The following is a 25,878-nucleotide window of genomic DNA, read 5'->3' as shown; positions in this document are numbered from 1 at the left end:
AGCCGACCTTCGGGTCGGCTTTTTTTATGGCTGCTGCACGGGCTTTCTCATCCCGGTGACCTCCGGCATGACCTGGCGCATCAACTCCAGAAAACGCCGCAAGCGTGCCGGATAATAACGGGACCAGGGGTAAACCAGATGCACCGGTAACGCCGCTGGCTGCCACTCTGGCAGCAAATGCACCAGCCGCCCTTCCCGAATATCATCCTGTACCGTCCAGCTGGATACCACCGCCACGCCAAGCCCGGTGAGCGCCGTGTTGCGTGCGACATACAGGCTGTCGGTGCTCAACCGTGGCGTAATAGCAATCCGCGCGGTGGCGGGTGATGCATCGTGAAAAAGCTCCACATGGCGCTGGTAGAATGAGCTGATCGCTATCCAGGGAAACTGCTGCAAATCCTCCGGCGTGGTAACCGTCGGGAAACGGGCCAGCAGTGCCGGTGAAGCCACCACCGAACGCGGCACTTCGGCCAGCAGAACGGACACGGTCGCCGGATCGACTTCCACGCCCACCCGAATCGCACAATCAAGGTTGTCGCCGAGGAAGTCCGCCGACCGATCGTTGAGCATCCACTCAATCGAAAGCTGCGGATAGCGTTGCAAAAACTCGGTTACGGGTTTCAGAAGCTGGTCCTGACCAAACGCGTGAGGAGCGCGCACCCGCAGCACGCCTACCGGCTCATCTTCCGTCTGCCCCACCTCATCTTCCAGCGCCAGCCAGCTGTCAATCACCCGACGGGCGTGCTGATAGCAGCGCTCGCCGTCATCCGTCAGCCGCGTCGTGTGGGTGGTGCGCAATATCAGGCGCACGCCCAGCATGGTCTCCAGCGACTGTAACCGTCTGCTTACCGTGGCCTGGGTAGTGGCCAGCTGCCGTGCCGCCGCAGAGAGGGATCCCGCCTCCACAATACGAACAAACGTCCGCATTAGCTCCACCCTGTCTATACGCTCAGCTCTTTTCATCGCATTTTCACTTATACGTTCAACGTATAAGCGTTTTACCACCGGGCCCGCTACCGTCGCAAGGCGTACTGATAAAAAATAACCTCACACGACGAATGAGGAACATCTTATGAACACAACAACCGCCGCCCATGCCGTGAGCCGCTGGGTAATCTTAATGCTGGCGATCGGTGCAGGTTTCAGCGTGGCATCTATCTATTATGCCCAGCCTCTGCTGCCGCTGATGGGCGCAGACCTTCACCTGAGTATCGAAGGAATGGGCATGGTTCCGACGCTCACCCAGGCGGGATATGCCCTGGGGATCCTGTTCCTGCTCCCGCTCGGCGATCGCCACGACCGCAGGACGTTAATCCTGATAAAAAGTGCGGCGCTGGCGCTGTTTCTTCTCGGCTGTAGCCTGACCGGGCAGATCCACTCTCTGCTGCTGGCCAGCCTGCTCATCGGCATGGCCGCCACCATGGCACAGGATATCGTCCCTGCCGCGGCCATCCTTGCGCCGGAAGGTAAACAGGGGAAAACCGTGGGTACGGTAATGACCGGGCTGCTGATGGGTATCTTATTATCCAGAACCGTGAGCGGCGTGGTGGGCGAAGCGTTTGGCTGGCGCGTCATGTACCAGCTGGCAGCGGCGAGCATTGCGTTCGTCGGGGTGATGATGTGGTTTGTGCTTCCCCGTTTTGCCATTCACTCCACGCTGAGCTACCCCGCGCTGATGCGCTCAATGGAGCATCTGTGGCGTCGCTATCCGGCGCTGCGCCGTGCGGCGCTGGCCCAGGGCTTTCTGTCGATTGCCTTTAGCGCCTTCTGGTCTACGCTTGCGGTCATGCTGCTGGAACGCTATCACCTGGGTAGCGCTGTAGCGGGAGGATTTGGTATTGCAGGTGCCGCCGGTGCGTTAGCTGCCCCGCTGGCAGGGGGTCTGGCGGACAAACTGGGCGCAGGAAAAGTCACGCAGATTGGTGCCGCTCTTGTGACCGTTTCATTCGCCCTGATGTTCCTGATGCCCGCGCTGGGCGTTCATGGACAGCTGATTCTGATCGCCATCTCCGCCGTCGGGTTCGACCTGGGTCTGCAGTCCAGCCTGGTCGCTCACCAGAACCTGGTATACAGCCTTGAACCGCAGGCGCGCGGTCGTCTCAACGCCCTGCTCTTTACGGTGGTCTTTATCGGGATGGCGCTGGGTTCCGCGTTAGGCAGCAATATCTACTCGCTGGCCGGCTGGACGGGCGTGGTCGCGCTGGCGACGGTCTGTGGCGTCATTGCGCTGGCAATCCGTCTGATAGAAAGCGCACGAGTCACCTTCGCATCAGCAGAAGTTGCATAAAAAAAATGCCCAATCCAGACGGATTGGGCAGTAAAACATGCCCAGTTTCAAGACATGTTCCAAGAGGTCAAGATGTTATTTGTTCAGCTGGAACAGAGACATGCCCTGCATATCGCTAAACGCTTTATAAGACGCCTGCAAGGCCGCCTGCTGCATGGTGTAAGAGGAAATCGCTTCGTTCCAGTCAACATCCACCAGGTCACTCATCTGCTTGGTCTGACCCAGCGCGCGGTCATCACCCAGCGTGTCGAGTTTTTCCAGCTCGTTCATCTTGGTTCCCACATCCGCAACGACCGTCAGGACATTGTTCTGGGAGTTTTTGATGCCGATTTGCGCATTGGCAATCACCTGGCTTTGCGCCGTTGCGGCAGCCGGATCGTTCTCAATCGGTGTCTTCAGCGAGGCAATAGCAGAATCCAGGATTTTGAACATGTTGGTCTGGCCATATCCACCGCCCGGCAGCTGTTCCGCATTACTGGTAATGCTTTCGAAAATTTGCTGGCCGGTATGGCTAATGGTCATATTTCGCGCCGTATCAACCTGCTGCGTGATGGCCTCAGCGCCGCCGTTGTAATCCCCGGTCGCGGCATCAAACGGTGCGCTCTCGGTTTTGTATCCCGCAAAGATAAAGCGACCATTACCATCCGTCGTGTTGGCCAGGTTCATCAGCTGATCGCGGATCCCCTGAATATCGGTTGCCAGAGAAAGACGGTCGTCATCGCTTAATGTGCCGTTCGACGCATAAACGAGCTTCTCGCGCACGCTTGAGATCGCGGTGTTGACCTGGGTTAACACGTTATCTTCCAGCGAGACCTTCTGTGTTGCAAAGGTACGCGCGAGCGCAAACTGGCTGTTTTGCGACTGAGACTGTGACAGAACGATGGCCTGCGACGCGGCGATAGGGTCGTCCGAAGGACGATTGACGCGCTTGCCGGTGGACATCTGCTCACCGTAGCTCAGCCATCTGCTCTGGGAATCGGTGATCCCACGCATGTTCTGCTCATACATCATCTGGGTGCTAATACGCATTGTTCACCTCAACCTTAACGAATGTTGATAATTGCATCGAAGAGCGTACTGGCAGTTTGTAGCACCTGGGCATTGGCCAGGTAATACTGCTGATAACGCTGCAAATTGCCATACTCTTCGTCGAGGTTTACCCCAGAGATGGTCTGCTGCTGCTTGATTAACTGCGTTTCCACGTTGGCTTTCGTCTGGCTGCTCACCTTCAGTGACGCCGTTGAGCTACCGACGGTACTGACGAGAGAGGCATACGCATCGTTGAAGGTTTTATTTCCACCCACCACTTTGCCGTTTTGCAGATCGAGCAGTTTCTGGCCGTTACGGTTGTCACTTTCGCCGCCGTTCTGCACAGATGCCATCGCCAGTTTGGACTCGTCGCTGATCGCGAGGTCCATGTTCATGATGACGTTGGAAACAGGCTTCACGGTAAAGCTGTCTTTGGTATTTGCCGTGCCGCTCACGTTGACGTTAAGGCCATCAAACGACAGATTACCGCTGGCATCCGGGCTCATCGTAAAGCTGGTTTTGTCTGACGTGCGGGTGATCGTCCAGTCAGTGCCGTTAAACTGCAGCTTATAGTCTGTCGCCTGGACCTGTTTGCTGTCCGCCACAGAAGCCGTAACAACGGCAGAGCCGCCGTTCTTGCTGTTGGACAGGACCGCCGGAGAACCGAAGTTGAACAGCTTACCGCCCGCATCACCGTTCGCATCAAAACCGGCTTCATGCTGCGTGTTCATCGCGTCGGCAAAGGCCAGCGCCATCTGGTTCAGGCTGTTACGGGCTTTATCCAGATCTTCAGCACGAAATGTCAGTAAACCGCCTAAAGAACCGGTGGTGATAAATTTCTCGGGGATCTCAATATTACCCGCCACGTCATCGACGTAGGCGATAGTCGTACGAGCCGGATCGGCGCTGGACTTCACGGCCGCCAGCTGGCTGGCTTTGCTGCCCTGCACCAGGCTGTAACCGTTGCCGAGAGAGATATTAAACGTGCCGCTATCCTGCACGGAGACTTCCACGCCCACGATTTTGTTCAGTTCAGTCACGAGCTGATCGCGCTGGTCGAGCAGATCGTTAGGCGATGCGCCCGCACCGACGCCGGTCAGACGGGAGATCTGATCGTTCAGGTTCGCAATCTGTTTGGCATAGTTGTTGATCTGAGACACGCTGGTCCCAATCGCGGTATTGACCTGCGTATCCTGGTCACGCAGATACTGATCGTTGGTTTTGAACTGATTGACCAGACCGCCCGCTTTACCCAGCACCGTCTGACGTGCTGCCGGGTCTTCCGCGTTGCTCACCAGGGTTTGCAGGCTTTTAAAGAAATCCTGCAGGGTGGTGGAGAGCGAGTTGGTGGTATCGGAGAGCACATCGTCAATTTTTGACATCTGCTGATAGCGGGTCGTCAGACCGCTGCTCTGCGTCTGCGCGGCGCGCAGCTGGTTGGTGATGAAGGCGTCATACTCACGCTGGACACCGGAGACATAAACCCCGTTACCCACCCAGCCACCGCCGGTCAGCGTGCTGTTAGATGCACCCAGCACCGTGGTCTGGCGGGTGTAACCTGCCACGTTATAGCTTGAAATATTATTACTGACGGTATTGAGTGCCGACTGCGCGGCACTGAGGCCACTCATGGCGCTGTTAATCAAACTGGACATGGGGGTTCCTTTTATACGTTCAGACACGAGTCCTGATGAAGGTTATCGGCAACCTCCACCGGGACTTGAGAACTTTCAGAACAGATTTTCAATATCTGTGCTATAGGCTTTGCTGACCTTCTCGCCCATGGATTTCAGCTGCTGGATCATGCTGGTGAGCTTGCGCGCATAGTTCGGGTCGGTCGCGTAGCCCGCGTTTTGTAAGGCCTGAGCGCCCTGCTCCGCCGTCGCCGCCTGCGTAACGGCGGTATAACGCGGATTGCGGCTCAGCAGGCCAACGTAATCGGACAATGCTTCCAGATAGGAGCTGTAGACGCGGAATTTTGCTTTGACCTTCACCGCCGCACCGTTCTCGTATTCGGTGGTCGTGATCTCCGTTGTTGGCCCCTTCCAGCTGGAGGTGGCCTTCACGCCGAAGATGTTGAAGCTCGGATCGCCGTTTTCCTTGCGGATCTGACGCTGGCCCCAGCCCGACTCCAGCGCGGCCTGCGCCAGAATCAGGTGATGCGGCACGCCGCTCTGTTCGCTGGCGAGACGCGCGGGCAGAGAAAGCTGCGCCAGGAAGTCTTTGCTGTCACCGGAGAGCGGCTCATCGCCGCTGCCCGTGGCTTTTGGCATCGCTTTACGCACCATTTGCGTCAGAGCCTGGTTCTGATAACTGGTCACCGTTTCCAGGTCGAACTTCATCGGCACCTGCTGCGTCTGATCCTGAGGCTGAATGCCCTGCGCGGCTTCGGTCTGTTTCACAATCATGTCAGCCAGACCGAGGCCTTTACCGGCGGTCATCTGCTGCGCAATCTGCTGGTCATACATGCTGGTGTAGAGACGCGTTGAATCACTGCTGAACATCCCGTCTTTCGGCAGGGTTTCGCGCATGCTTTTCAGCATCATCTGTACAAACATCCCTTCCACCTGGCGGGCGACCGGGCGGATGTTCGCCGCCGGGTCTTTGCCTGCTTTGGTTTTCAGTTCGTTGAGCGACTGGGCGTCCCAGGCTGCACTGGTCAACAGTTTGCTATCGGTCAGCATTAGATGATTTCCAGTTTGGCGCGCAGGCAGCCCGCGCTTTGCATGGATTGCAGGATGGACATCAGATCCATCGGCGTTGCGCCCAGGGCGTTCAGGGCACGCACCACGCTGTTCAGGTTGGCGCTGGAGCGAACGCTCTGCAGCGACCCGCCGCTCTGACGCATATCAATCTGCGTTTGCGGCGTCACCACCGTCTGACCGCCACCAAATGGCGTATTCGGCTGGCTCACGTTCGCGGAGCGGTTTACCGTCACGGAGAGGTTCCCCTGCGCCACGGCACAGCTGTCCAGCGACACTTCCCGGTTCATCACCACCGAGCCGGTACGGGAGTTGATGATCACTTTCGCATCCTGAACCGGAACGTTCACTTCCATATTCTGGATATCCGCCAGCATGCGCACCTGGTTGCTGCTGCCGGTGGAGGTGCGGATCTGCACGGTGCGCGCGTCGAGTGCCGTTGCATTACCGTAGCCGCGGCTGCGGTTGATGGTATCGGCAATTTGCTGCGCCATGGTGAAGTCTTCATTATTAAGCTGCAGGTTGATGGTGTTGCCCGCGCCAAACTGGGTCGGCAGTTCACGCTCAATGATCGCACCGTTGGTGATACGTCCACCGTTCAGCTGGTTCACCTGCACGCTGCTTCCGCCTGCGGATGCCCCCGCACCGCCAACCAGAATGTTCCCCTGCGCCAGCGCATAGACCTGGCTGTCAACGCCTTTCAGCGGGGTCATCAGCAGCGTACCGCCGCGCAGGCTTTTGGCGTTACCCATTGAGGAGACCACCACATCAATGGTCTGCCCCTGACGCGCAAACGCCGGGTAGGACGCGGTGACCATTACCGCGGCCACGTTTTTCAGCTGCATGTTGGTTCCCGCCGGCACGGTAATGCCGAGCTGGGAAAGCATGTTGTTCAGGCTTTGGGTGGTGAACGGCGTCTGGGTCGTCTGGTCACCGGTACCATCCAGACCAACCACCAGGCCGTAGCCAATCAGGGAGTTTTCACGAACGCCCTGAACGCTGGTGAGGTCGCGAATACGGTCAGCCTGGGCAAATGTTGCCACCAGCGCGAGCGCCACGGCGAAGATCGATTTAAACATGGGTCACCTCGCTTACATCGGCGATAAATTAAGGAAGAAGCGCTGCAGCCAACCCATATTTTGCGCTTCATTGATATAGCCGTTACCGACGTACTCAATGCGCGCATCCGCCACCTGGGTGGACGGAACGGTGTTGGTGCCGCTGATGGTGCGAGGGTTAACCACGCCCGAGAAGCGAATGAATTCAGTGCCCTGGTTGATGGCGATCTGTTTTTCACCCACAACGTGTAAGTTGCCGTTAACCAGTACCTGGTCAACCGTGACCGTCAGCGTACCGCTGAAGGTGTTGCTGGCGTTCGCGCCGCCTTTGCCGTTAAAGGTATTGCCGCCGGACGCGTTCACATCAGCACGCGCGTTGCCGAACAGCCCTTCGAGATAGCGTGGCACGGTATCGAAGCCAAAATTGGTTTTGCCATCGCGGCTGGCGTTCGCCGACGAGCTCTTGCTCGCGCTGACGTTTTCCTGCAGCACAATGGTCAATGTATCGCCGACGTTACGCGGGCGGCGATCTTCAAACAGCGGCTGATAGCCGTAATTAATCGGCTGCGCGGTCTGGAAAATGGAGCCGTTTACCACTGGCGCGGGGCCAGGAACGGGTTGGGCAGTCGTCGCACCCTGGACCAATGGTTTAGACGGGATCAAAGCACACCCGCTGAGGGTGACAGCCAGAACAGTCAGTATCGGATAACGAAACGCCGCGTTTTTTTGCATTGCCTTCATCTTCGAAAACAGGGAGCCGGTGCGGCGTTTACCGCACCGGGCTACACCTTAGAGTTGCGTCAGTTTCTGCAGCATCTGGTCGGTCGTCGACACTGCTTTACTGTTAATTTCATACGCGCGCTGGACCTGGATCATATTCACCAGCTCTTCCGCCACGTTCACGTTGGACGTTTCAACATAACCCTGGTACAGCAGGCCCGCGCCGTTCAGGCCCGGGGTGCTCTCATTCGGCGTACCGGAGGATTGCGTTTCGGTGTAGAGGTTCTCACCAATGCTTTCCAGACCGGTATCGTTCATGAAGGTGGTCAGGTTGAGCTGCCCAACCTGAACCGGCGCGGCCTGTCCCTGCTGGGTTACGCTGACCACACCGTCACGTCCGATGGTGATGCTCAGGGCATTCGCCGGGATAGTAATCGCAGGCTGAACCTGGAAACCGCCCGCCGTCACCAGCTGGCCGTTCTGATCGACCTGGAACGAACCGTCGCGGGTATAGGCAGAGGTCCCGTCAGGCAGTTGCACCTGGAAGAAGCCCTGGCCTTTGATTGCCACGTCTTTACTGTTGTTGGTCTGAGACAGGTTGCCCTGGCTGTGCAGACGCTCGGTGGCCACCGGACGAACACCGGTACCGATCTGCAGACCCGACGGCAGCGTCGTCTGTTCAGAAGACTGCGCGCCCGGCTGACGGATAGTTTGATAAAGCAAATCTTCGAAAACGGCACGCTGACGCTTGAAACCATTGGTGCTCACGTTTGCCAGGTTGTTGGCAATCACGTCCATATTGGTTTGCTGGGCGTCCAGGCCAGTTTTCGCGATCCATAAAGAACTGATCATAAGGAGTCCTGTTAACTCATAGCCAGAAGTTGGTTAGCCTTGCCCGCGTTTTCATCCACGCTGCTGATGATCTTCATCTGCATTTCAAAACGACGGGCGCTGGCAATCATGTCGGTCATGGCTTCGACCGGCTTGACGTTGCTGCCTTCCAGAACGCCGGACATCACGCGGATGCTCGGATCGGCCTGTAACGTGGCGCCACGCGTCGCCTGCGCCGCCTGGGTCAGACGGAACATGCCGTCGTCGCCGCGCTGCACGTCTTTGGCTTCCGCTTTCACCAGCTTCAGACGTCCGACGGGCGCAACGGTATTGGCCGGGTCGCCCGGGTTCAGCGCCGAAATGGTACCGTCCGCGGCGATAGTCAGCTCAGAGCCTTCCGGCACGGTCAGCGGACCCGCTTCCCCCATTACCGGATGACCCTGAATCGTCAGCTGGCCCGTCGCGCTCACCTGGATATTGCCGTTACGGGTATAGCCTTCGCTGCCGTCCGCAGTTTGCACCGCCAGCCAGCCGTCCTGCTGCAGGGCAACGTCCAGCGGGCGCGAGGTGTAGTCCATCTGCCCAGGCGTCATATCTGCGCCTGGGGTTGATGCCGTCACCAGCGTACGGGTCGGCAGGGACAGCCCTTCAACCGGCACCGCGCGCAGCGCATTCAGCTGCGCGCGAAAGCCCGGCGTAGAGGCGTTTGCCAGGTTGCTGGCGGTAACGGCCTGCTGATTGAGCGTCTGACTTGCCGCGCCCATCGCGGTATATATTGCGTGATCCATTGCGCTTTCCTGTTAGCCGCTTAACGCAGGTTAACCAGCGTGTTGAGGATCTGGTCCTGGGTTTTGATGGTCTGCGCGTTCGACTGATAGTTACGCTGCGCGACGATCATGTTCACCAGTTCTTTACTCATATCCACGTTGGAAGCTTCCAGCGCGCCGTTGGTCAGCTTGCCGAAGTTACCGGTGCCTGCGGTACCCAGCAGCGCCACGCCGGAGGACTGTGTGGCAGACCAGACGTTGTCGCCTTCCGATTTCAGGCCTTCGTTGTTCGCGAAGTTTGCCAGCACGATCTGGCCCAGAACCTGAGACTGTTCGTTAGAGTAGCTGCCCACCACGGTGCCATCGTCGTTGATCTGGTAGCTCACCAGGTCGCCAGGCTTGTAGCCGTTCTGATTGGTTGCCACAACGCTGTTTGCACCGGTGTTCTGCTGCATGGAGTTCTGGAAGCTCAGGGAGAAGGTCGCCGCCGTCGCACCGCTGACAGAACCCGTGGTGATGTTAATGGCCGGCGTGGCGTTTGGCGTTGCGCTCAGTACACCCGCAGCGTCGTAGTTGTAGACACCCGCCAGGTTACCGTTCGCATCAAAGTTCATCTGCGCCGCTTTCGCTGCTGTAGAACCCGCAACGCTGCCGTCCTGAGTGTAAAGATCCCATTTATTGTTGGCCGTCTTCACGTAGTAGACGTACATGTTGTGGGCGTTACCCTGGCTGTCGAATACGGTCACGGTCCCTTTTTTGTTATAGGTATCCGGGTTGGTCGCATCGAACGGGGCAGTTTGAACAGGATCGGTTGAGTTCAGGTTGATCTGCTGCGTCGCGGTGGTGGTTGATTTCGCCGCCATCAGGGTATTCGGGATAGTAATCGCCTGAGGGTTCGCACCGGTCTGAACGGTTGGAGGCGTTCCAGCTACCGGGTAGCCCGTCAGCTGCATGCCCTGCATGTTAACCAGCGTACGGTTTTCGTCCAGCTTGAACTGGCCGTTACGGCTGTAGAACACAGAACCGTTGGAATCGACCATACGGAAGAAACCGTTCTGGCTGATAGCAACGTCCAGACCACGACCAGTGTTGGTGGTGGTACCGTCGGTAAAGTCCTGAGTGATGCCCGCAACTTTCACGCCCAGGCCGACTTTGGAACCGGCAAACATGTCCGCAAATGAAGCAGAACCGGATTTAAAACCATAGGTCGCGGAGTTGGCGATGTTGTTGCCAATGACGTCCAGGTTGGTGGCCGCAGCATTCAGGCCGCTGACCGCTTGAGAAAAGGCCATGACTTACTCCTGATAAGTGTTAAGGCTTAGATAATCTGCCGAACTTCGTCGAGTGTGGTGGAACCAGAGGTTCCCAAATCCAGTTTGTTGCCGTCGCTTCCTTTAATCACGCCCTGGACCAGCGCGAACTGCAGCGGCTGCGCCACCAGCTGGGTCGTCCCGTTGCTGGCGCTGATCGCTACTTTGTAAGAACCGTTTGGTGCTTTAGTGCCGTCGGTCAGGCTGCCATCCCACGTAAAGGTGTGAACGCCCGCCTTCAGCTCACCGATATCAATGGTGCGAACTACCACGTTATTGGCATCCATGATCGTTGCAGTGACCTTCTCAGCCGCCTGCTGGAGCTCAACGCCAAACGGCGTGGTGGTCGTTGTGGTGTTGCCTTCAGTGGTGCTGGTGCCCGCCAGAATCGTGGTTCCCGGGATCATCACCCCGTGGCCAATAAGGCTTGCCGCCTGCAGAGACTGGGCGCTGTTAATCTGCCCGGAGACGGAGCCAAGGGTGGTGTTAAGTTTCTCAATGCCGCTCACGGTGCTGATCTGCGCAAGCTGCGTGGTCAGTTCGTTGTTCTGCATTGGGTTGGTGGGATCCTGGTTCTTAAGCTGCGCCACCAGCAGCGTCAGAAAGCTGCCCTGAAGATCGGAGGCATTGCTCCCGGTGAGGGAGTTAGAACCTGTCGTACTCTTCGTGTTATTAACACCCGAGTTCGTAGGATCATTCACATTTACGGCGATGGACATGCATGTCTCCTTTACTGGCCGAGAGTGAGCGTTTTGAGCATCATGCTCTTCACGGTATTCAGCACTTCAACGTTGGCCTGGTAGCTGCGGGAAGCCGACATGGAGTTCACCATCTCACCCACCACATCCACGTTTGGCATTTTCACGTATCCGCTGGCATCCGCGAGCGGGTTACCCGGCTCATACACCAGTCTGTCCGGCGCCTGGCTCTCTACCACATCAGACACCTTCACGCCGCCCGTCGCCGCGCCCGGCGCAGCATCGACCTGAAAGACAACCTGTTTGGCACGATAAGGCTGGCCGTCTGGTCCGGTTACGCTGTCGGCGTTCGCCAGGTTGCTGGCAGCCACGTTCAGGCGTTTGGACTGCGCGGTTAACGCCGAACCGGCAATATCAAAAATATTCAACAAGGCCATCTATCAGTTCCCCCCCTGCAGGACGTTCATCATGCCTTTGATTTGTCCGCCGAGTACGGTCAGGCCCGTCTGGTATTTCAGACTGTTATCGGCAAACTGGGTACGCTCCCGGTCCATATCCACGGTGTTACCGTCGAGTGAGGGCTGATCGGGAATGCGGTAAAGTAAATCGGTCGCTGGCGCGGTCATCGCCTGAGCAGGAATATGGCGAGAGGATGTCATGGCAAGTGCAACACCCGTTCCTTCGGCACGTCCACGCTCCATCACCTTTTTGAGTTCACTGGAAAAATCAATATCGCGCGCCTGAAACCCTGGGGTATCGGCGTTAGCGATGTTGGCGGCTAAAATCTCCTGCCGCTGGGCGCGTAAATTGAGCGCTTCCTGCTGAAAACGTAACGCGGCGTCGAGTTTATCGAGCATGTCTCCTCCGCTGATGGCAAAATTTCAGTTCACAGCTTAAATCTCACCCGGTCTCCCCTATCGACGGAATAAGCGCAAAATGCGTCGCTATTTATTGCGTTGATGCAAAACCACTGCAGGTAGAATTCATTCAACTCTGGAAACGGTGGAACTTGCGATGCAAACGTTAAAACGTGCCCTGACGGCAACTTTCTTGCTGTTTAGCCCTCTGGCGCAGGCTGAAGGCTTACAGGATCGGCTGACGGCTTTTTTTGCTGAAAAGCTGGCGGGCTTTAGCGATGAGGTTAACGTTACCGTGCGCACCCCACCGAATCTGTACCCGACCTGTGACCAACCGTCATTCAGCGTGACGGGAACCACCCGGCTGTGGGGAAATGTGAACGTGCTGGCACGCTGCGCGAACGAAAAACGCTATTTACAGGTTGCAGTTCAGGCGACGGGCAATTATGTTGTCGCCGCCGTGCCCATTGCGCGCGGCAGCGTGCTGCAGACGAACAGCGTGACGTTAAAGCGCGGTCGTCTGGACCAGCTGCCTCCACGCACCATGCTGGAAATGAACCAGGCACAGGACGCCGTCAGCCTGCGCGATGTCGCCCCCGGCCAGCCAATACAGCTCTCAATGCTGCGTCAGTCATGGCGGGTCAAAGCGGGTCAACAGGTGATGGTGGTGGCCAACGGAGATGGCTTTAGCATCAACAGTGAAGGGAAAGCGTTAAACAATGCCGCGGTGGCGCAAAACGCCCGCGTCAGAATGTCCTCAGGCCAGGTGGTGAGCGGAACCGTCGATTCTGATGGGAATATTCTGATTAACCTATAATCTTTTTAAAGATTTCGCGGCGCGTGCCGATAAATATTCCACTAATGATGATGTCAGGCGCAAACGCCGCGAACCCTCGATGAGGACAACACTATGAGCATTGATCGTACATCAGCCCTGAAGCCGGTAAGCGCTGTACAACCTCGCGAAACGAATGACGCTCCTGCGCAGAAAACGCGTCTGGAAAAACCGTCAACGTCCAACAGCACCAGCGTGACCCTGAGCGACGCACAGGCAAAACTGATGCAGCCAGGCAGCAACGATATCAATATGGAACGTGTTGAAGCGCTGAAAACGGCTATTCGTAACGGTGAGCTGAAAATGGACACCAGCAAAATCGCTGACGCCCTGATTCAGGAAGCACAGAGTTTCTTACAGAGTAACTAACCGTATGAGTCGACTGTCAGAAATACTGGATCAAATGACGGTTGTTCTTAACGACCTGAAAACGGTAATGGACGCTGAACAGCAGCATCTCTCTTCCGGTCACATCAACGGCAGCGCGCTGCAGCGTATTACTGAAGATAAGAGTTCGCTACTGGCGACGCTGGATTATCTGGAGCAGCAGCGCCGCGCTGAGCAGGATCCTAAGCGTAGCGCCAATGACGATATTATTGAGCGCTGGCAAACCATTACCGAAAAAACCCAGCACCTGCGCGACCTTAACCAGCACAACGGCTGGCTACTGGAAGGTCAGATTGAGCGTAATCAGCAGGCGCTTGAGGTATTGAAACCGCATAAAGAAACCGGACTGTACGGTGCGGATGGTCAAACAGCGACTGCGCGTATTGCGGGAGTTAAAAAGATTTCGATTTGACGCCTGGGCGACAAATCATGCAGCGGGGAGCACCATAAGGTGAACTCCCCTTTTGGCGTTTATGCCGTACGGCGGGCAAACTCTTTCACTTTGAACCCCAGCACCGCGAGCGTGGCAAAGTAAGCCACCACCCCGACGCCTACCACGGCCATCAGCCGCATCAGACGATAAGGCATGGTGCCGAGGGACCACTCCGGCATCACGTACATCATGCCGAGCAGCGCGGCTGACATCACCAGTACCGCAACGATCAGACGTGCCAGGAAACTTGCCCAGCCCGGCTGCGGCGTGAAAATATCCTGCTTGCGCAGCTGCCAGTACAGCAGCCCGGCATTCAGACAGGCCGCCAGACCAATAGACAGCGACAGGCCGGCATGCTTCAGCGGACCAATAAACGCCAGGTTCATCAGCTGGGTCATAATCAGCGTCACGATGGCAATTTTCACCGGCGTTTTGATGTCCTGACGCGAGTAGAACCCGGGCGCCAGCACCTTGACGACGATCAGCCCCATCAAGCCGACCGAGTAAGCAATCAGCGCGCGCTGGGTCATAGCGGCATCAAAGGCGGTGAATTTCCCGTACTGGAAGAGCGACACCGTCAGCGGTTTGGCAAGAATACCCAGCGCTACCGCGCTTGGCAGGGCCAGCAGGAAGCAGAGACGTAAACCCCAGTCCATCAGGCGGCAATATTCATCATGATTGCCGCTGGCAAAGCTTTTCGACAGCGACGGCAGCAGGATGGTCCCCAGCGCCACGCCCAGCACCCCGGACGGGAACTCCATCAGACGGTCGGCGTAGTACATCCAGGAAACCGAGCCGGACACGAGGAAAGAGGCAAAGATGGTGTTGATGATAAGCGAGATCTGGCTGACGGAGACGCCGAGAATAGCGGGCCCCATCTGCTTGATCACGCGCATCGCCCCGGCATCTTTGAGATTGATGCGCGGCAGCACCAGCATGCCGATTTTTTTCAGATGCGGCAGCTGATACGCCAGCTGCAGCACGCCGCCGACGGTGACCGCCCAGGCCAGCGCCAGCACCGGCGGGTTAAAGTGCGGCGCGGCGAACAGGGCAAAACCGATCATGCTGACGTTGAGAAACGTCGGCGCAAACGCCGGAACAGAGAAGCGGTTCCAGGTGTTCAGGATCGCCCCCACCAGCGAGGCCAGCGAGATGAGCAGAATATAGGGGAAAGTAATGCGCAGCAGCTGCGAGGTCAGCGCAAATTTGTCAGCCGTATCGGCAAAACCGGGCGCGGTCACCATAATCACCCAGGGCGCGGCCAGCATCCCGAGTACGGTCACCACCGCCAAAGCCAGCGTCAGCAGCCCGGAGACATAAGAAACAAAGACGCGCGTCGCGTCTTCACCCTGCTTGCTTTTATATTCCGCCAGAATGGGCACGAATGCCTGGGAAAACGCCCCTTCAGCAAAAATACGACGCAGCAGGTTCGGCAATTTGAACGCGACGAAAAAGGCGTCCGTGGCCATCCCTGCACCAAATACCCTTGCCACAATGGCGTCGCGCGCAAAACCCAGCACGCGGGAAAACATGGTCATCGAGCTGACGGCCGCCAGCGATTTTAATAAGTTCATTAACGTGAATTTCCAGAACCATACGGATTTGTAGGCCGAGTCAGCGTAAGCGCCACCCGGCAAAGCCAACAAGCGGCGCTTAGTCTAACCGGATTTCAACGAATTACTATCCGCAGATGTTACAGCGAGTTATTCGCTCATGGCATCGCGCCAGAGCCTTTCCACAATGCGCTGCGCCATAATGGCCTGCTCGCCGGACGTTTCAGGAACCGTCTGATTTTGCACGCAGGTGATAAAGTGGCGGGCGCATCCTGCGAAACCGCGCTGCTCGAGGGTGCTCTGCCAGCCTGGCGCCGGGAGCGTCACCACGCCATTGCCTTTCTCTTCCCGCCATTCGCGCATGTCCGTAATGTCGTACAGCGCGCCCTCGGTCACCGCCTGCACGGATTCACGCTGACTTCCCGCCCGACGGTGCATGCTGGTGGTAATCTGAAGATGCTCAACGGCAAAGTGGTGCTCCGCGTAGACCATCTGCCCCTGGTCATTCGTTAACAGGGTACCGCTCTTCAGCTGCGCATTACCGTTGCTCAGCCACAGCGCCGTATCCACAACGTGCAGATAATCATCCAGAAGGGTGAAGCGCAGATCGTTTGGCCCAATGCTGTCGGTGCGGTGCTTATCCATCCGCAGCGAGGCGAGCGTGTCCGACTGCGCCTTAAGCTGCTGGTAAAGCGGCGCGAAGCGGCGGTTGAAGCCCACCATCAGCGTCAGTTTTTTGCGCGCGGCCAGCTCAATCAGCCGTTCGGCATCCTGAACATTTTCCGCCAGCGGTTTATCCACGCAGACGTGAACCCCCAAATTGAGCAGCTCGCTCACCACCTGATAGTGGGTTGCCGTTGAGGTATGTACAAAGACCGCATCACACTCGCGGGCCAGATCCTGCAGGGAGGCAGCATACGGAATGCGCCAGGTTTCGCAGATACGTTCTGCCTTTTCTCGGGTGGGTGACCATGCCCCTTGCAGGGTCCAGTCCGTTGCTGCACCTAAAACAGGCAGCCAGGCTTTTTGCGCGATGCCGCCGAGCCCCACCACGCCTACGCGTAATTTTTTCACCGTCAGTCTCCCAGATGTGCCAGCAACGCATCCAGGCGCTGTTTCAGCCCGGCGACCTCGTCTTCCAGCGCTTCTACGCGCGTGGCAAGAGTGTCATTGCTTACTGAGGATCCCGCGTCGCTCTCCACGGTAGCGACATCAACGTCGCCGCTGAACAGATGCATATAGCGGCTTTCACGTTTGCCCGGCTCGCGCGCCAGACGCACCACGTACGGGCCGTCTTCACGTGAGGCCAGCCCTTCCAGGGTCTGCTCAACTTCCTGCATATCGCTGAACTCATGCATACGGGAAGCGCGCGTGCGCAACTCTCCCGGCGTCTGCGCCCCGCGCAGCAACAGCGTGGTGATGACCGCCACTTCCGCACTGCTCAGCTTCAGGTCGCCAAATTCGGAGTTACAGAAGCGCTGTTCGTATTTGGTCACGCGGTTGCCGAAGCCGCTGACGGTGCGCAGATAGTGGCGTTTAACCAACGCATCCAGCACGTCCTGAACCTCATGTTCGCTGAGGTTCATCACCGGCTCGCGGTTGGTCTTCTGGTTGCAGGCCATGGTTACGGCGTTGACGGAGAGCGGATACTGCTCCGGCGTGGTAACCTGTTTTTCGAGTAAGCACCCAATCACGCGCGCTTCTGTACCGTTTAGCTGATACTTCATCTTTTCTCCTTAACGACCTGCGGTCCAGTCCCGGGTGGTTAACGCCGTCAGAACGTGGTCGCGCCACTCTCCGTCTATCAGCAGATAGTCTTTGGCGTAACCCTCTTTCTCGAACCCTAAGCGGGCCAGCAAATTGCCGCTGCGCTGATTATGCGGCATATAGTTCGCCATAATGCGATGGATATGCTGCGTGCGTTGCATATAGCGGATCGCCACCGTTAACGCCTCGTACATCAGCCCCTGCCCCTGCCATTTCTGGCCGATGGAGTAGCCAAGGTAGCAGGCGTGAAACGACCCGCGCACCACGTTTGAAAAATTGGCGATCCCGATAATCTCTTTCTCTTCAGGATCCAGCAGCGCGAAATAGAACGCGCTGCCCTGCTTGTGAAATTCCATAATCATGCTGAGGCGCGCCTGCCAGCCGGAAGGGTAACAATGGCTCTCATCCCGAACGGGTTCCCAGGGTTTTAAAAACTGGCGATTCTCGGCGTAATAATCCGCCAGACGCCAGGCATCACGCTCATGCACCAGACGAACGACCAGCCGGTCCGTTGTCAGACGCACTTTTGGCACATTGCTGCGATAGCCAAACATCGATACCACTCCTTCCCGTCACTTCTGCTGACCCATTAGCTTTACTATACCTGCGCCTGTGCCGTCTGTGAAAACAGTGACATACCATTTTCACCTCTTTTCACATTTTTCGATGAGAACTCTCTATCAAAGCACCCTTTTGATAAAAAAATATTGTCACCCCCGGGGGTGGGAAAAAACGCGGCGACACCGCAGAATGTTAGCGTGCTCACCTTCTTATTTTCCCTGGAGGGAAAATGTCCCGCGTATCACAGGCCAGGAGCCTGGGTAAATATTTCCTGCTCGTCGATAACATGCTGGTCGTGCTCGGCTTTTTTGTCGTTTTTCCGCTGATATCGATCCGCTTTGTCGATCAGATGGGCTGGGCGGCATTAATGGTTGGCATTGCCCTGGGATTACGCCAGTTTGTCCAGCAGGGCCTGGGCGTCTTTGGCGGGGCCATCGCCGACCGCTTCGGCGCTAAGCCGATGATCGTTACCGGTATGCTGCTGCGCGCGGCAGGCTTTGCCACGATGGCGGTCGCCCAGGAGCCCTGGCTGCTCTGGTTCTCCTGTTTCCTCTCCGGTATCGGCGGCACGCTGTTCGATCCGCCACGCACCGCGCTGGTGGTGAAGCTTATTCGCCCTCAGCACCGCGGCCGTTTCTTCTCGATACTGATGATGCAGGACAGTGCCGGAGCGGTTATCGGCGCCCTGCTGGGAAGCTGGCTGCTGCAGTATGATTTCCGACTGGTCTGCGCGGCTGGGGCGGTGCTCTTTATTCTGTGCGCGCTGTTTAATGGCCTGTTCCTGCCCGCCTGGAAACTGTCGACGGTCAAAGCGCCGGTCCGGGAAGGGCTTGGCCGCGTCCTGCGCGACAGGCGTTTTGTCACCTATGTGTTGACCCTGACGGGATACTACATGCTGGCTGTACAGGTCATGCTGATGCTGCCGATCATGGTTAACGACATCGCGGGGACCCCTGCAGCCGTTAAATGGATGTACGCCATCGAAGCCTGCCTGTCGTTAACGCTGCTCTATCCGATTGCCCGCTGGAGCGAACGGCGTTTTCGTCTGGAGCATCGACTGATGGCCGGGCTGTTCCTGATGACGCTGAGCATGATGCCGATCGGCCTGGTGAACTCTCTCCAGCAGCTGTTTACGCTGATTTGCACGTTCTATATAGGGTCGATCATCGCCGAGCCTGCCCGTGAAACGCTGAGCGCCTCGCTTGCGGATGCGCGTGCGCGCGGCAGCTATATGGGTTTCAGCCGGCTGGGGCTGGCGCTTGGCGGCGCATTAGGTTACGCCGGTGGCGGCTGGTTGTTTGATGCCGGAAAAGCGTTAAGCCAGCCTGAACTCCCGTGGATGATGCTCGGCGCGGTGGGCTTTATGACGCTCCTTGCCCTGTGGTGGCAGTTCAGCCCGAAGCGCAGCGCGAGCGGGATGCTCGAGCCTGGCGCGTAGCCTTTCCCTCGGGCGGGAGCCCCTCCCGCCCCACTTCTCAGTTTTTTCTGCTGGTTTCTGCCAATTCACACTGACATACTGGCGCAACAGGACAGAAGCGCCGATTTTTCGTTGAGGAACACTATGAAGAAAATTGTCTTTGCCGCGGCATTAGTAGTCAGCGGCCTGCTGGTTGGCTGTAACCAGCTCACGCAATATACCGTCAGTGAACAGGAAATTAATCAGGCGCTGGAAAAACATAACAATTTCTCTAAAGACATTGGCGTGCCGGGACTGGCGGACGCGCATATCGTCCTGACGAACCTGACCAGCCAGATCGGACGTGAAGAGCCAAACAAAGTTACCCTGGCCGGTGATGCGGATCTCGATATGTCATCCCTCTTTGGCAATCAGAAGGCCAACATCAAGCTCAAGCTGAAGGCCCTGCCCGTTTTCAACAAAGAGAAAGGGGCAATTTTCCTGCAGGAGATGGAAGTCGTCGATGCGCAGGTGTCGCCGGACAAGATGGCACCGGTTCTGCAAACCCTGATGCCCTATCTGAACCAGTCGCTGCGAAATTACTTTAACCAGCAGCCCGCGTACGTCTTAAGCGAAGACAAAAGCAAGGGTGAAGCTCTGGCGAAAAAATATGCAAAAGGTATAGAGGTGAAACCGGGTGAAATTATCATTCCTTTCACCGATTAACCTGAAGGGCGCTGCGGCGCCCTTTTTTTTACGGAAAAGTGTGCAAACGAAAACGTTTCCGCTTATGATTTGTGTCCGGCAAAAACAGCCATCCTTATGACTGATTCCTGACAAGCCGGAGCTTCCATGACTGCACAACCCCAGGTTCTTAAAATCCGCCGCCCTGACGACTGGCATATCCATCTGCGTGATGGCGATATGCTGAAAACCGTCGTGCCTTATACCAGCGAAATTTATGGCCGCGCGATTGTCATGCCTAACCTGGTTCCACCAGTCACCACCGTCGATGCCGCGATGGCCTATCGCCAGCGCATCCTGGATGCCGTTCCTGCGGGACACGATTTTACCCCGTTGATGACCTGCTATCTTACCGACTCGCTGGATCCGAACGAAGTGGAGCGCGGGTTTAACGAAGGCGTATTTACGGCGGCGAAACTCTACCCGGCAAATGCCACCACCAACTCCAGCCACGGCGTCACCAGCATTGATGCCATCATGCCGGTTCTGGAACGCATGCAGAAACTGGGCATGCCGCTGCTGGTCCATGGTGAAGTCACGCATGCCGAGATTGACATCTTCGACCGTGAAGCCCGCTTTATCGAGACCGTGATGGAGCCTCTGCGCCAGCGCCTGCCCGCGCTTAAAGTGGTCTTTGAGCATATCACCACCAAAGACGCGGCAGAGTATGTACGCGACGGCAACGATCTTATCGCCGCGACCATTACGCCACAGCACCTGATGTTTAACCGTAACCACATGCTGGTGGGCGGGGTGCGTCCTCACCTGTACTGTCTACCTATTCTCAAACGCAACATCCACCAGCAGGCGCTGCGCGAGCTGGTTGCCAGCGGGTTCTCCCGCGCGTTCCTCGGCACCGATTCCGCACCTCACGCCCGCCACCGCAAAGAGGCGAGCTGCGGCTGTGCAGGCTGCTTCAACGCCCCAACGGCACTGGCCAGCTACGCGACCGTCTTTGAAGAGATGAACGCGCTCGAACATTTTGAAGCGTTCTGCTCCCTTAACGGCCCGCGCTTCTACGGCCTGCCGGTCAACGACACCTTTATCGAACTGGAGCGTAAAGCGAGCCACGTTGAGGAGTCCATTGCGCTGACGGATGACACGCTGATCCCATTCCTGGCGGGCGAAACCGTTAACTGGACGGTAAAACGTTAAAAAATCAATGCCCCTTGTTGTCAAATCGATAATATGCCTGTATAAATAAACAGTATATTACACAGGGGGCATTTATGCGTATTGAAGTCACCATAGCCAAAACAACCGTTCTGCCTGCCGGCGCGCTTGATGCACTGGCAGGCGAATTATCCCGCCGTATTAACAACACCTTTCCCGACAACGCGGGTGCCGTAACGGTGCGTTACGCCGCGGCGAACAACCTCTCCGTCATCGGTGCTGCGAAAGAAGATAAAGATCGCATCAGCGAAATCCTGCAGGAAACGTGGGAAAGCGCAGACGACTGGTTTATCACAGATTAACACTGCTCCCTCATTGTGTTTTTTTTGCCGGGTCGCCCCGGCTTTTTTTTGTCTAAAAATCCTGCAAGTTCAAATTAATTCGGCATCTTCTTTAAAAATCGTGAACGAGATGGTGTTTTATTGTTCGAACAATCCTAAAAAGCAGAAAAATGTGTTGCCACCTGTTTATTTTTCCCGTTGGAACCCTTATTACTTGGTATACTGAAGATGCTTTCAGAAAAACATGCATTGAACCTCAGAGCCGTTGTCTTCTAACACGCATTAAGGGGGTTATAATGGAAAAGAATAGTGAAGTGATCCAGACCCATCCACTGGTTGGCTGGGATATCAGTACCGTAGATAGCTACGATGCGCTGATGCTGCGTTTGCACTACCAGACCCCGAATCAACTCAACCGTGAAGAAGCGGAAGTTGGACAGACGCTGTGGCTAACAACAGACGTCGCCCGTCAGTTTATTTCTATTTTAGAGGCAGGTATTGCAAAAATAGAATCTGGCGACTATCAGGAAAATGAGTATAAACGGCACTAAGCTTATGCCCACTTTTCTCTCTACAGGCACCCTCGCGGTGCCTTATTTATTTCTCCCTTGTCTAACCCCGCGTTGTTAATTACTCTGCTAACAAAACATCAGTTTACGAGATGCATATGAGATACGACTTAATCATTATTGGTAGCGGCTCCGTGGGTTCCGCCGCCGGTTATTACGCAACACAGGCAGGTCTGAAGGTCCTGATGATCGATGCCCACCTTCCTCCTCATTCGGAGGGCAGCCATCATGGCGATACCCGTCTCATGCGCCATGCGTATGGAGAAGGCGAGCGCTATGTGCCGCTGGTGCTTCGCGCCCAGACGCTGTGGGACGAGCTGGCGAAACAGACCGAAGAGCGTATTTTCGAGCGTACCGGCGTCGTCAACCTTGGCCCCGCTCATTCTGATTTTCTCGCCGGCGTCGAACGCAGCGCAAAAGCCTTTAATCTTGATGTCGAGAAGCTGGACGCGACGGGCATTACCGCGCGCTGGCCTGAAATTACCGTCCCGGACGATTACATCGGCCTCTTTGAAGCCCACTCCGGCGTGCTGCATTGTGAAACGGCAATCAAAACCTGGATCGATCTTGCCGCTAAGGCCGGCTGTGCGCAGCTGTTTAACTGTCCGGTGGAGGCCATCACCCATGACGAGAATGGCGTCACGGTAACGACTCTTGACGGCGACTATTCAGCGTCCCACCTGCTCGTCAGCGCAGGAACCTGGGTCACTCGCCTGCTGCCGGAACTGCCAATCCAGCCGGTGCGCAAGGTCTTCTCCTGGTTCCAGTCGGATGGTCGCTACAGCGCGCAGAATAAATTCCCGGCCTTCACCGGCGAATTGCCGAATGGCGATCAGTTCTACGGTTTCCCTTCCGAGAAAGACGCGCTGAAAATCGGTAAACACAACGGTGGCCAGGCTATCGCCTCTCCTGACGAACGCAAGCCTTTTGGCGCTTTCCCACAGGATGGTTCGGAAGCCTTCTCGTTCCTGCGCACTATTCTTCCGGGCGTCGGTGGCTTGCTGTATGGCGCGGCCTGTACCTACGACAACACGCCGGATGAAGACTTTATCATTGATACACTGCCAGGGCATGACAACGTCCTGCTGATTACCGGGCTGAGCGGCCACGGCTTTAAATTCGCTTCCGTGCTGGGCGAGATCGCCGCGCAGTTCGCCCAGGGTATCAAACCGCAGTTTGATCTGACGCCCTTCTCACTCTCGCGTTTTAACGGATAATCCGCACGGGCTCCGGACGTTCCGGGGCCCGTTTCATTCACACGGTATTACGGGGCGTTATGCGCAGGATCGTTAGCTTTCTGATGAATAATATTCGCGAGCATTTCATGCTCTATATCTTATTGTGGGCGCTGCTGGCAATTATTGATTTTGTTTATATTGTATTTTATTGAAAACCCTGACTGACAATAATTGACATTAATTTAGCTTTATTGAAACTCACAATTCCTCTTGCACGAAGGCATTGAATTACCTTCATCCTTTCCTTTCAAAATTGCTGAAATAAATAAAATAAAAATCAATAGACAATTATTTCAGTTGCAATGTCTCATCTTCCCGTTCATTTTTACCCTTCGGTTAATATGAAAATGGACATTCTGATGCAACTGCGTAACACCTCCCGGCGCTACGGAATAATATCCATAGGTTTGCACTGGATATTTGCTATTGCCGTCTACGGTATGTTTGGCCTTGGACTTTGGATGGTCACGCTCAGCTATTACGACGGCTGGTATCACCAGGCACCGGAGTTACATAAAAGCATTGGCGTTCTCCTGATGCTGGGTCTGGTTTTTCGCGTGATCTGGCGACATATTTCCCCGCCGCCCGCCGCGGCGAAGACCCACGGCAAATTTACCCGCGTCAGTGCAGTCGCCGCGCATATCGCGCTCTATGCGCTGCTCTTCGCCATTCTGATTAGCGGCTATCTTATCTCAACGGCGGACGGTAAGCCGATTAGCGTCTTTGGCCTTTTTGACGTCCCGGCAACGCTCAGCGATGCGGGCGCTCAGGCTGACACCGCCGGGGTCGTTCACCTCTGGCTTGCGTGGAGCGTCGTGATCCTGTCCGTGCTGCACGGGCTTGCCGCCCTCAAACACCATTTTATTGATAAAGACGATACGCTAAAGCGCATGCTTGGCCGCTCGTCAGTTGACTCTGGAGCATAAAATGAAAAAACACCTGCTGGGTATCGCCCTGGGTTCTCTGTTATTCACCGCCGGTTCCGCCGTGGCGGCTGATTATAAAATTGATAAGGAGGGCCAGCACGCTTTCGTCAATTTCCGTATTCAGCACCTGGGATACAGCTGGCTGTACGGTACCTTTAAAGATTTTGACGGCACATTCACCTTTGACGAGAAGAATCCTGCCGCCGATAAGGTCAACGTAACCATTAATACCAACAGCGTGGATACTAATCATGCTGAACGTGATAAACATCTGCGTAGTGGGGAATTCCTCAATGTCGCGAAATACCCGCAGGCGACCTTCACCTCCACGGAAGTGAAAAAAGAGGGTGATAAGCTGAATATTACCGGCAACCTGACGCTTAACGGCGTAACAAAACCGGTCACGCTGGATGCTAAATTACTGGGTCAGGGTGACGATCCGTGGGGCGGTAAACGCGCAGGTTTTGAAGCGTCGGGTAAAATTCACCTGAAAGATTTTAATATCACAACGGATTTAGGCCCGGCGTCTCAGGACGTTGAGCTGATTATTTCCGTTGAAGGCGTACAGCAGAAATCATAATAGATTCGCCCGGCAGGCTTTCGCCGTGCCGGGCGTTATTATCATTCCGGGTCAGGGATACCCAGTTTGGTATTCAGACGGCCGCGTGATTTATTAAAAATCTTGTTGCCGTTTTCACGTCCTGCGCGACGGCGACGCTGCTCTTCTTCCGGCAGGATGCTCTCTTCGCTGCACAGTTCGCTACAGCAGCCGTTAAACTTCTCGGCACAGGCCGGGCACTGAATGAACAGCAGATGACACCCGTCGTTTTTGCAGTTGGTATGGGTATCGCACGGCGCGCCGCACTGGTGGCACTGGGCAATAACGTCTTCCGAGATACGCTCACCCATACGCTCGTCAAAAACAAAGTTTTTCCCGATAAAGCGCACCGGTAAACCCTGCTCGCGGGCGCGGCGGGCGTACTCGATAATGCCGCCTTCAATATGCCAGACCTTATTAAAGCCGTTGTGCTTCATCCACGCGCTGGCTTTCTCACAGCGGATACCGCCGGTGCAGTACATAACGATCTTTTTATCTTTATGTTCCTGCATCATCTCAACCGCCTTGGGCAGCTGCTCGCGGAAGGTATCGGCCGGGATTTCCATCGCGTTCTCGAAATGCCCCACTTCGTATTCATAGTGGTTACGCATATCAATGAACACGGCATCCGGATCGTCCAGCATCGCATTCACTTCCGCTGCCTTCAGATATTCACCAACATCCGCCGGGTTAAACTCAGGATCGTCGATACCGTCCGCCACGATGCGCTCACGCACCTTCATGCGCAGCACCCAGAAGGATTTCCCGTCATCGTCCAAGGCAATGTTCAGGCGCAAGCCGTCGAGGGCCGGATCGAACTGATAAAGCACGTCGCGGAAGGCGCTGACTTTGCTTTCCGGTACGCTAATTTGCGCGTTGATGCCTTCACGGGCAAGGTAGACGCGGCCGAAGACGTTCAGCGCCGTGAACGCCTGATAAAGCGCATCGCGGGTCGCCTGCGGATCGTCGATCGTGAAGTATTTATAGAAAGAGATGGTTGTGCGCGGTTCGGTTTCAGCCAACATACGCGCTTTCAACATCTCATTCGACACGCGGTTGTGTAACACTGGCATGGTGTACAGTCCTGGAATCGTTAGAGAGAATTAAAAATCGGTCGGCATCATATAGCAAACAAAACCAATTTACATCCACACAATT

Annotated in this window: 30 protein-coding genes; 13 read left to right on the top strand and 17 right to left on the bottom strand. The window is 56.1% G+C overall.

Going from position 1 to position 25,878, the window contains the following annotated elements:
• Positions 1-24: 24 nt before the first annotated feature.
• Positions 25-927 carry a LysR substrate-binding domain-containing protein gene (locus NI40_RS08395; protein ID WP_074399113.1) on the bottom strand — a complete coding sequence of 301 codons (903 nt, stop codon included), beginning with the start codon at positions 925-927 and terminating at the stop codon, positions 25-27.
• 145 nt (positions 928-1,072) lie between these two features.
• Between NI40_RS08395 and NI40_RS08390 the strand changes: the two genes are divergently transcribed.
• Positions 1,073-2,287 carry an MFS transporter gene (locus tag NI40_RS08390; protein ID WP_039261887.1) on the top strand — a complete coding sequence of 405 codons (1,215 nt, stop codon included), beginning with the start codon at positions 1,073-1,075 and terminating at the stop codon, positions 2,285-2,287.
• Positions 2,288-2,362: 75 nt separating this feature from the next.
• Here NI40_RS08390 and flgL read toward each other — a convergent pair whose 3' ends face one another.
• From flgL to flgB, 11 genes are all read right to left on the bottom strand, one after another.
• Positions 2,363-3,316, bottom strand: a complete 954-nt coding sequence (gene flgL / locus NI40_RS08385; protein WP_033145208.1) for a flagellar hook-associated protein FlgL — start codon at positions 3,314-3,316, stop codon at positions 2,363-2,365.
• A 14-nt stretch (positions 3,317-3,330) separates the two neighbouring features.
• The gene (gene flgK / locus NI40_RS08380) at positions 3,331-4,971 is read right to left on the bottom strand and encodes a flagellar hook-associated protein FlgK (protein ID WP_039261885.1); all 1,641 of its coding nucleotides are present in this window, start codon (positions 4,969-4,971) and stop codon (positions 3,331-3,333) included.
• A gap of 75 nt (positions 4,972-5,046) precedes the next feature.
• The gene (gene flgJ / locus NI40_RS08375; RefSeq protein WP_033145206.1) at positions 5,047-6,000 is read right to left on the bottom strand and encodes a flagellar assembly peptidoglycan hydrolase FlgJ; all 954 of its coding nucleotides are present in this window, start codon (positions 5,998-6,000) and stop codon (positions 5,047-5,049) included.
• Positions 6,000-7,097, bottom strand: a complete 1,098-nt coding sequence (locus NI40_RS08370; RefSeq protein ID WP_029740346.1) for a flagellar basal body P-ring protein FlgI — start codon at positions 7,095-7,097, stop codon at positions 6,000-6,002. The genes flgJ and NI40_RS08370 overlap by 1 nt, the downstream gene beginning before the upstream one ends.
• A 12-nt stretch (positions 7,098-7,109) precedes the next feature.
• Positions 7,110-7,808 carry a flagellar basal body L-ring protein FlgH gene (gene flgH, locus NI40_RS08365; protein ID WP_024909015.1) on the bottom strand — a complete coding sequence of 233 codons (699 nt, stop codon included), beginning with the start codon at positions 7,806-7,808 and terminating at the stop codon, positions 7,110-7,112.
• A gap of 57 nt (positions 7,809-7,865) precedes the next feature.
• Positions 7,866-8,648, bottom strand: a complete 783-nt coding sequence (flgG, locus tag NI40_RS08360; RefSeq protein ID WP_008500810.1) for a flagellar basal-body rod protein FlgG — start codon at positions 8,646-8,648, stop codon at positions 7,866-7,868.
• 11 nt (positions 8,649-8,659) lie between these two features.
• Entirely contained in the window at positions 8,660-9,415 is a 756-nt protein-coding gene (locus NI40_RS08355; protein ID WP_033145205.1) for a flagellar basal body rod protein FlgF, read from the bottom strand.
• Positions 9,416-9,435: 20 nt separating this feature from the next.
• Positions 9,436-10,686 carry a flagellar hook protein FlgE gene (flgE, locus tag NI40_RS08350; RefSeq protein WP_039261882.1) on the bottom strand — a complete coding sequence of 417 codons (1,251 nt, stop codon included), beginning with the start codon at positions 10,684-10,686 and terminating at the stop codon, positions 9,436-9,438.
• Between the two features lie 26 nt (positions 10,687-10,712).
• The gene (gene flgD, locus NI40_RS08345; RefSeq protein WP_029740349.1) at positions 10,713-11,423 is read right to left on the bottom strand and encodes a flagellar hook assembly protein FlgD; all 711 of its coding nucleotides are present in this window, start codon (positions 11,421-11,423) and stop codon (positions 10,713-10,715) included.
• An 11-nt stretch (positions 11,424-11,434) separates the two neighbouring features.
• Positions 11,435-11,839 carry a flagellar basal body rod protein FlgC gene (gene flgC, locus NI40_RS08340; RefSeq protein WP_008500814.1) on the bottom strand — a complete coding sequence of 135 codons (405 nt, stop codon included), beginning with the start codon at positions 11,837-11,839 and terminating at the stop codon, positions 11,435-11,437.
• 3 nt (positions 11,840-11,842) lie between these two features.
• The gene (flgB, locus tag NI40_RS08335; RefSeq protein WP_023311135.1) at positions 11,843-12,259 is read right to left on the bottom strand and encodes a flagellar basal body rod protein FlgB; all 417 of its coding nucleotides are present in this window, start codon (positions 12,257-12,259) and stop codon (positions 11,843-11,845) included.
• Positions 12,260-12,416: 157 nt separating this feature from the next.
• Here flgB and flgA point away from each other — a divergent pair, with 157 nt between their 5' ends.
• The 3 genes from flgA to flgN all read left to right on the top strand — a co-directional run bounded on the left by flgA (position 12,417) and on the right by flgN (position 13,893).
• Positions 12,417-13,076, top strand: coding sequence for a flagellar basal body P-ring formation chaperone FlgA (gene flgA, locus NI40_RS08330; RefSeq protein WP_039261879.1), 660 nt, complete (start codon positions 12,417-12,419; stop codon positions 13,074-13,076).
• A gap of 93 nt (positions 13,077-13,169) precedes the next feature.
• Positions 13,170-13,463 carry a flagellar biosynthesis anti-sigma factor FlgM gene (flgM, locus tag NI40_RS08325; RefSeq protein ID WP_023311133.1) on the top strand — a complete coding sequence of 98 codons (294 nt, stop codon included), beginning with the start codon at positions 13,170-13,172 and terminating at the stop codon, positions 13,461-13,463.
• Positions 13,464-13,467: 4 nt separating this feature from the next.
• A complete protein-coding gene (gene flgN / locus NI40_RS08320; protein ID WP_008500818.1) occupies positions 13,468-13,893 on the top strand; it encodes a flagella biosynthesis chaperone FlgN in 426 nt (141 codons plus the stop codon).
• A 59-nt stretch (positions 13,894-13,952) separates the two neighbouring features.
• Here the strand turns inward: flgN and murJ are convergent, their stop codons facing one another.
• The 4 genes from murJ to rimJ form a co-directional block, all read right to left on the bottom strand.
• The gene (murJ, locus tag NI40_RS08315; RefSeq protein WP_039261876.1) at positions 13,953-15,488 is read right to left on the bottom strand and encodes a murein biosynthesis integral membrane protein MurJ; all 1,536 of its coding nucleotides are present in this window, start codon (positions 15,486-15,488) and stop codon (positions 13,953-13,955) included.
• A gap of 129 nt (positions 15,489-15,617) precedes the next feature.
• Positions 15,618-16,541, bottom strand: a complete 924-nt coding sequence (locus tag NI40_RS08310) for a Gfo/Idh/MocA family protein (RefSeq protein WP_039261875.1) — start codon at positions 16,539-16,541, stop codon at positions 15,618-15,620.
• A 2-nt stretch (positions 16,542-16,543) separates the two neighbouring features.
• Positions 16,544-17,194 (bottom strand): YceH family protein, encoded by a 651-nt coding sequence (locus tag NI40_RS08305; RefSeq protein WP_039261873.1) that lies wholly within the window; start codon positions 17,192-17,194, stop codon positions 16,544-16,546.
• Positions 17,195-17,203: 9 nt separating this feature from the next.
• Positions 17,204-17,788, bottom strand: coding sequence for a ribosomal protein S5-alanine N-acetyltransferase (rimJ, locus tag NI40_RS08300; RefSeq protein ID WP_039261871.1), 585 nt, complete (start codon positions 17,786-17,788; stop codon positions 17,204-17,206).
• A gap of 236 nt (positions 17,789-18,024) precedes the next feature.
• Between rimJ and mdtH the strand changes: the two genes are divergently transcribed.
• From mdtH to NI40_RS08260, 9 genes are all read left to right on the top strand, one after another.
• The gene (gene mdtH / locus NI40_RS08295) at positions 18,025-19,233 is read left to right on the top strand and encodes a multidrug efflux MFS transporter MdtH (RefSeq protein ID WP_039261870.1); all 1,209 of its coding nucleotides are present in this window, start codon (positions 18,025-18,027) and stop codon (positions 19,231-19,233) included.
• A 123-nt stretch (positions 19,234-19,356) separates the two neighbouring features.
• Positions 19,357-19,917, top strand: coding sequence for a lipoprotein (locus NI40_RS08290; protein WP_023311126.1), 561 nt, complete (start codon positions 19,357-19,359; stop codon positions 19,915-19,917).
• A gap of 126 nt (positions 19,918-20,043) precedes the next feature.
• Positions 20,044-21,090 carry a dihydroorotase gene (gene pyrC / locus NI40_RS08285; protein ID WP_033145198.1) on the top strand — a complete coding sequence of 349 codons (1,047 nt, stop codon included), beginning with the start codon at positions 20,044-20,046 and terminating at the stop codon, positions 21,088-21,090.
• Positions 21,091-21,164: 74 nt separating this feature from the next.
• Positions 21,165-21,410, top strand: a complete 246-nt coding sequence (dinI, locus tag NI40_RS08280) for a DNA damage-inducible protein I (RefSeq protein WP_008500826.1) — start codon at positions 21,165-21,167, stop codon at positions 21,408-21,410.
• A 275-nt stretch (positions 21,411-21,685) separates the two neighbouring features.
• Entirely contained in the window at positions 21,686-21,940 is a 255-nt protein-coding gene (gene bssS, locus NI40_RS08275) for a biofilm formation regulator BssS (protein ID WP_008500827.1), read from the top strand.
• 116 nt (positions 21,941-22,056) lie between these two features.
• Entirely contained in the window at positions 22,057-23,175 is a 1,119-nt protein-coding gene (gene solA, locus NI40_RS08270) for an N-methyl-L-tryptophan oxidase (protein ID WP_039261868.1), read from the top strand.
• Positions 23,176-23,234: 59 nt separating this feature from the next.
• Positions 23,235-23,348, top strand: a complete 114-nt coding sequence (locus tag NI40_RS22670; protein WP_032638658.1) for a YceO family protein — start codon at positions 23,235-23,237, stop codon at positions 23,346-23,348.
• A 207-nt stretch (positions 23,349-23,555) separates the two neighbouring features.
• The gene (locus NI40_RS08265; protein WP_039262157.1) at positions 23,556-24,122 is read left to right on the top strand and encodes a cytochrome b; all 567 of its coding nucleotides are present in this window, start codon (positions 23,556-23,558) and stop codon (positions 24,120-24,122) included.
• Between the two features lies 1 nt (position 24,123).
• Entirely contained in the window at positions 24,124-24,702 is a 579-nt protein-coding gene (locus NI40_RS08260; protein ID WP_039261865.1) for a YceI family protein, read from the top strand.
• Positions 24,703-24,743: 41 nt separating this feature from the next.
• On the opposite strand, the gene trhO is transcribed toward NI40_RS08260, so the two are convergent.
• Complete coding sequence (trhO, locus tag NI40_RS08255) at positions 24,744-25,793, bottom strand: oxygen-dependent tRNA uridine(34) hydroxylase TrhO (RefSeq protein WP_039261862.1); 1,050 nt, start codon at positions 25,791-25,793, stop codon at positions 24,744-24,746.
• Positions 25,794-25,878: the final 85 nt, after the last annotated feature.

It is taken from the genome of Enterobacter sp. E20 (genome assembly GCF_000801755.2).
GTDB lineage: Bacteria > Pseudomonadota > Gammaproteobacteria > Enterobacterales > Enterobacteriaceae > Enterobacter > Enterobacter asburiae_B.
Note: the sequence above shows the minus strand (reverse complement) of the source record. Positions and strands in the feature narration are given on the sequence as shown.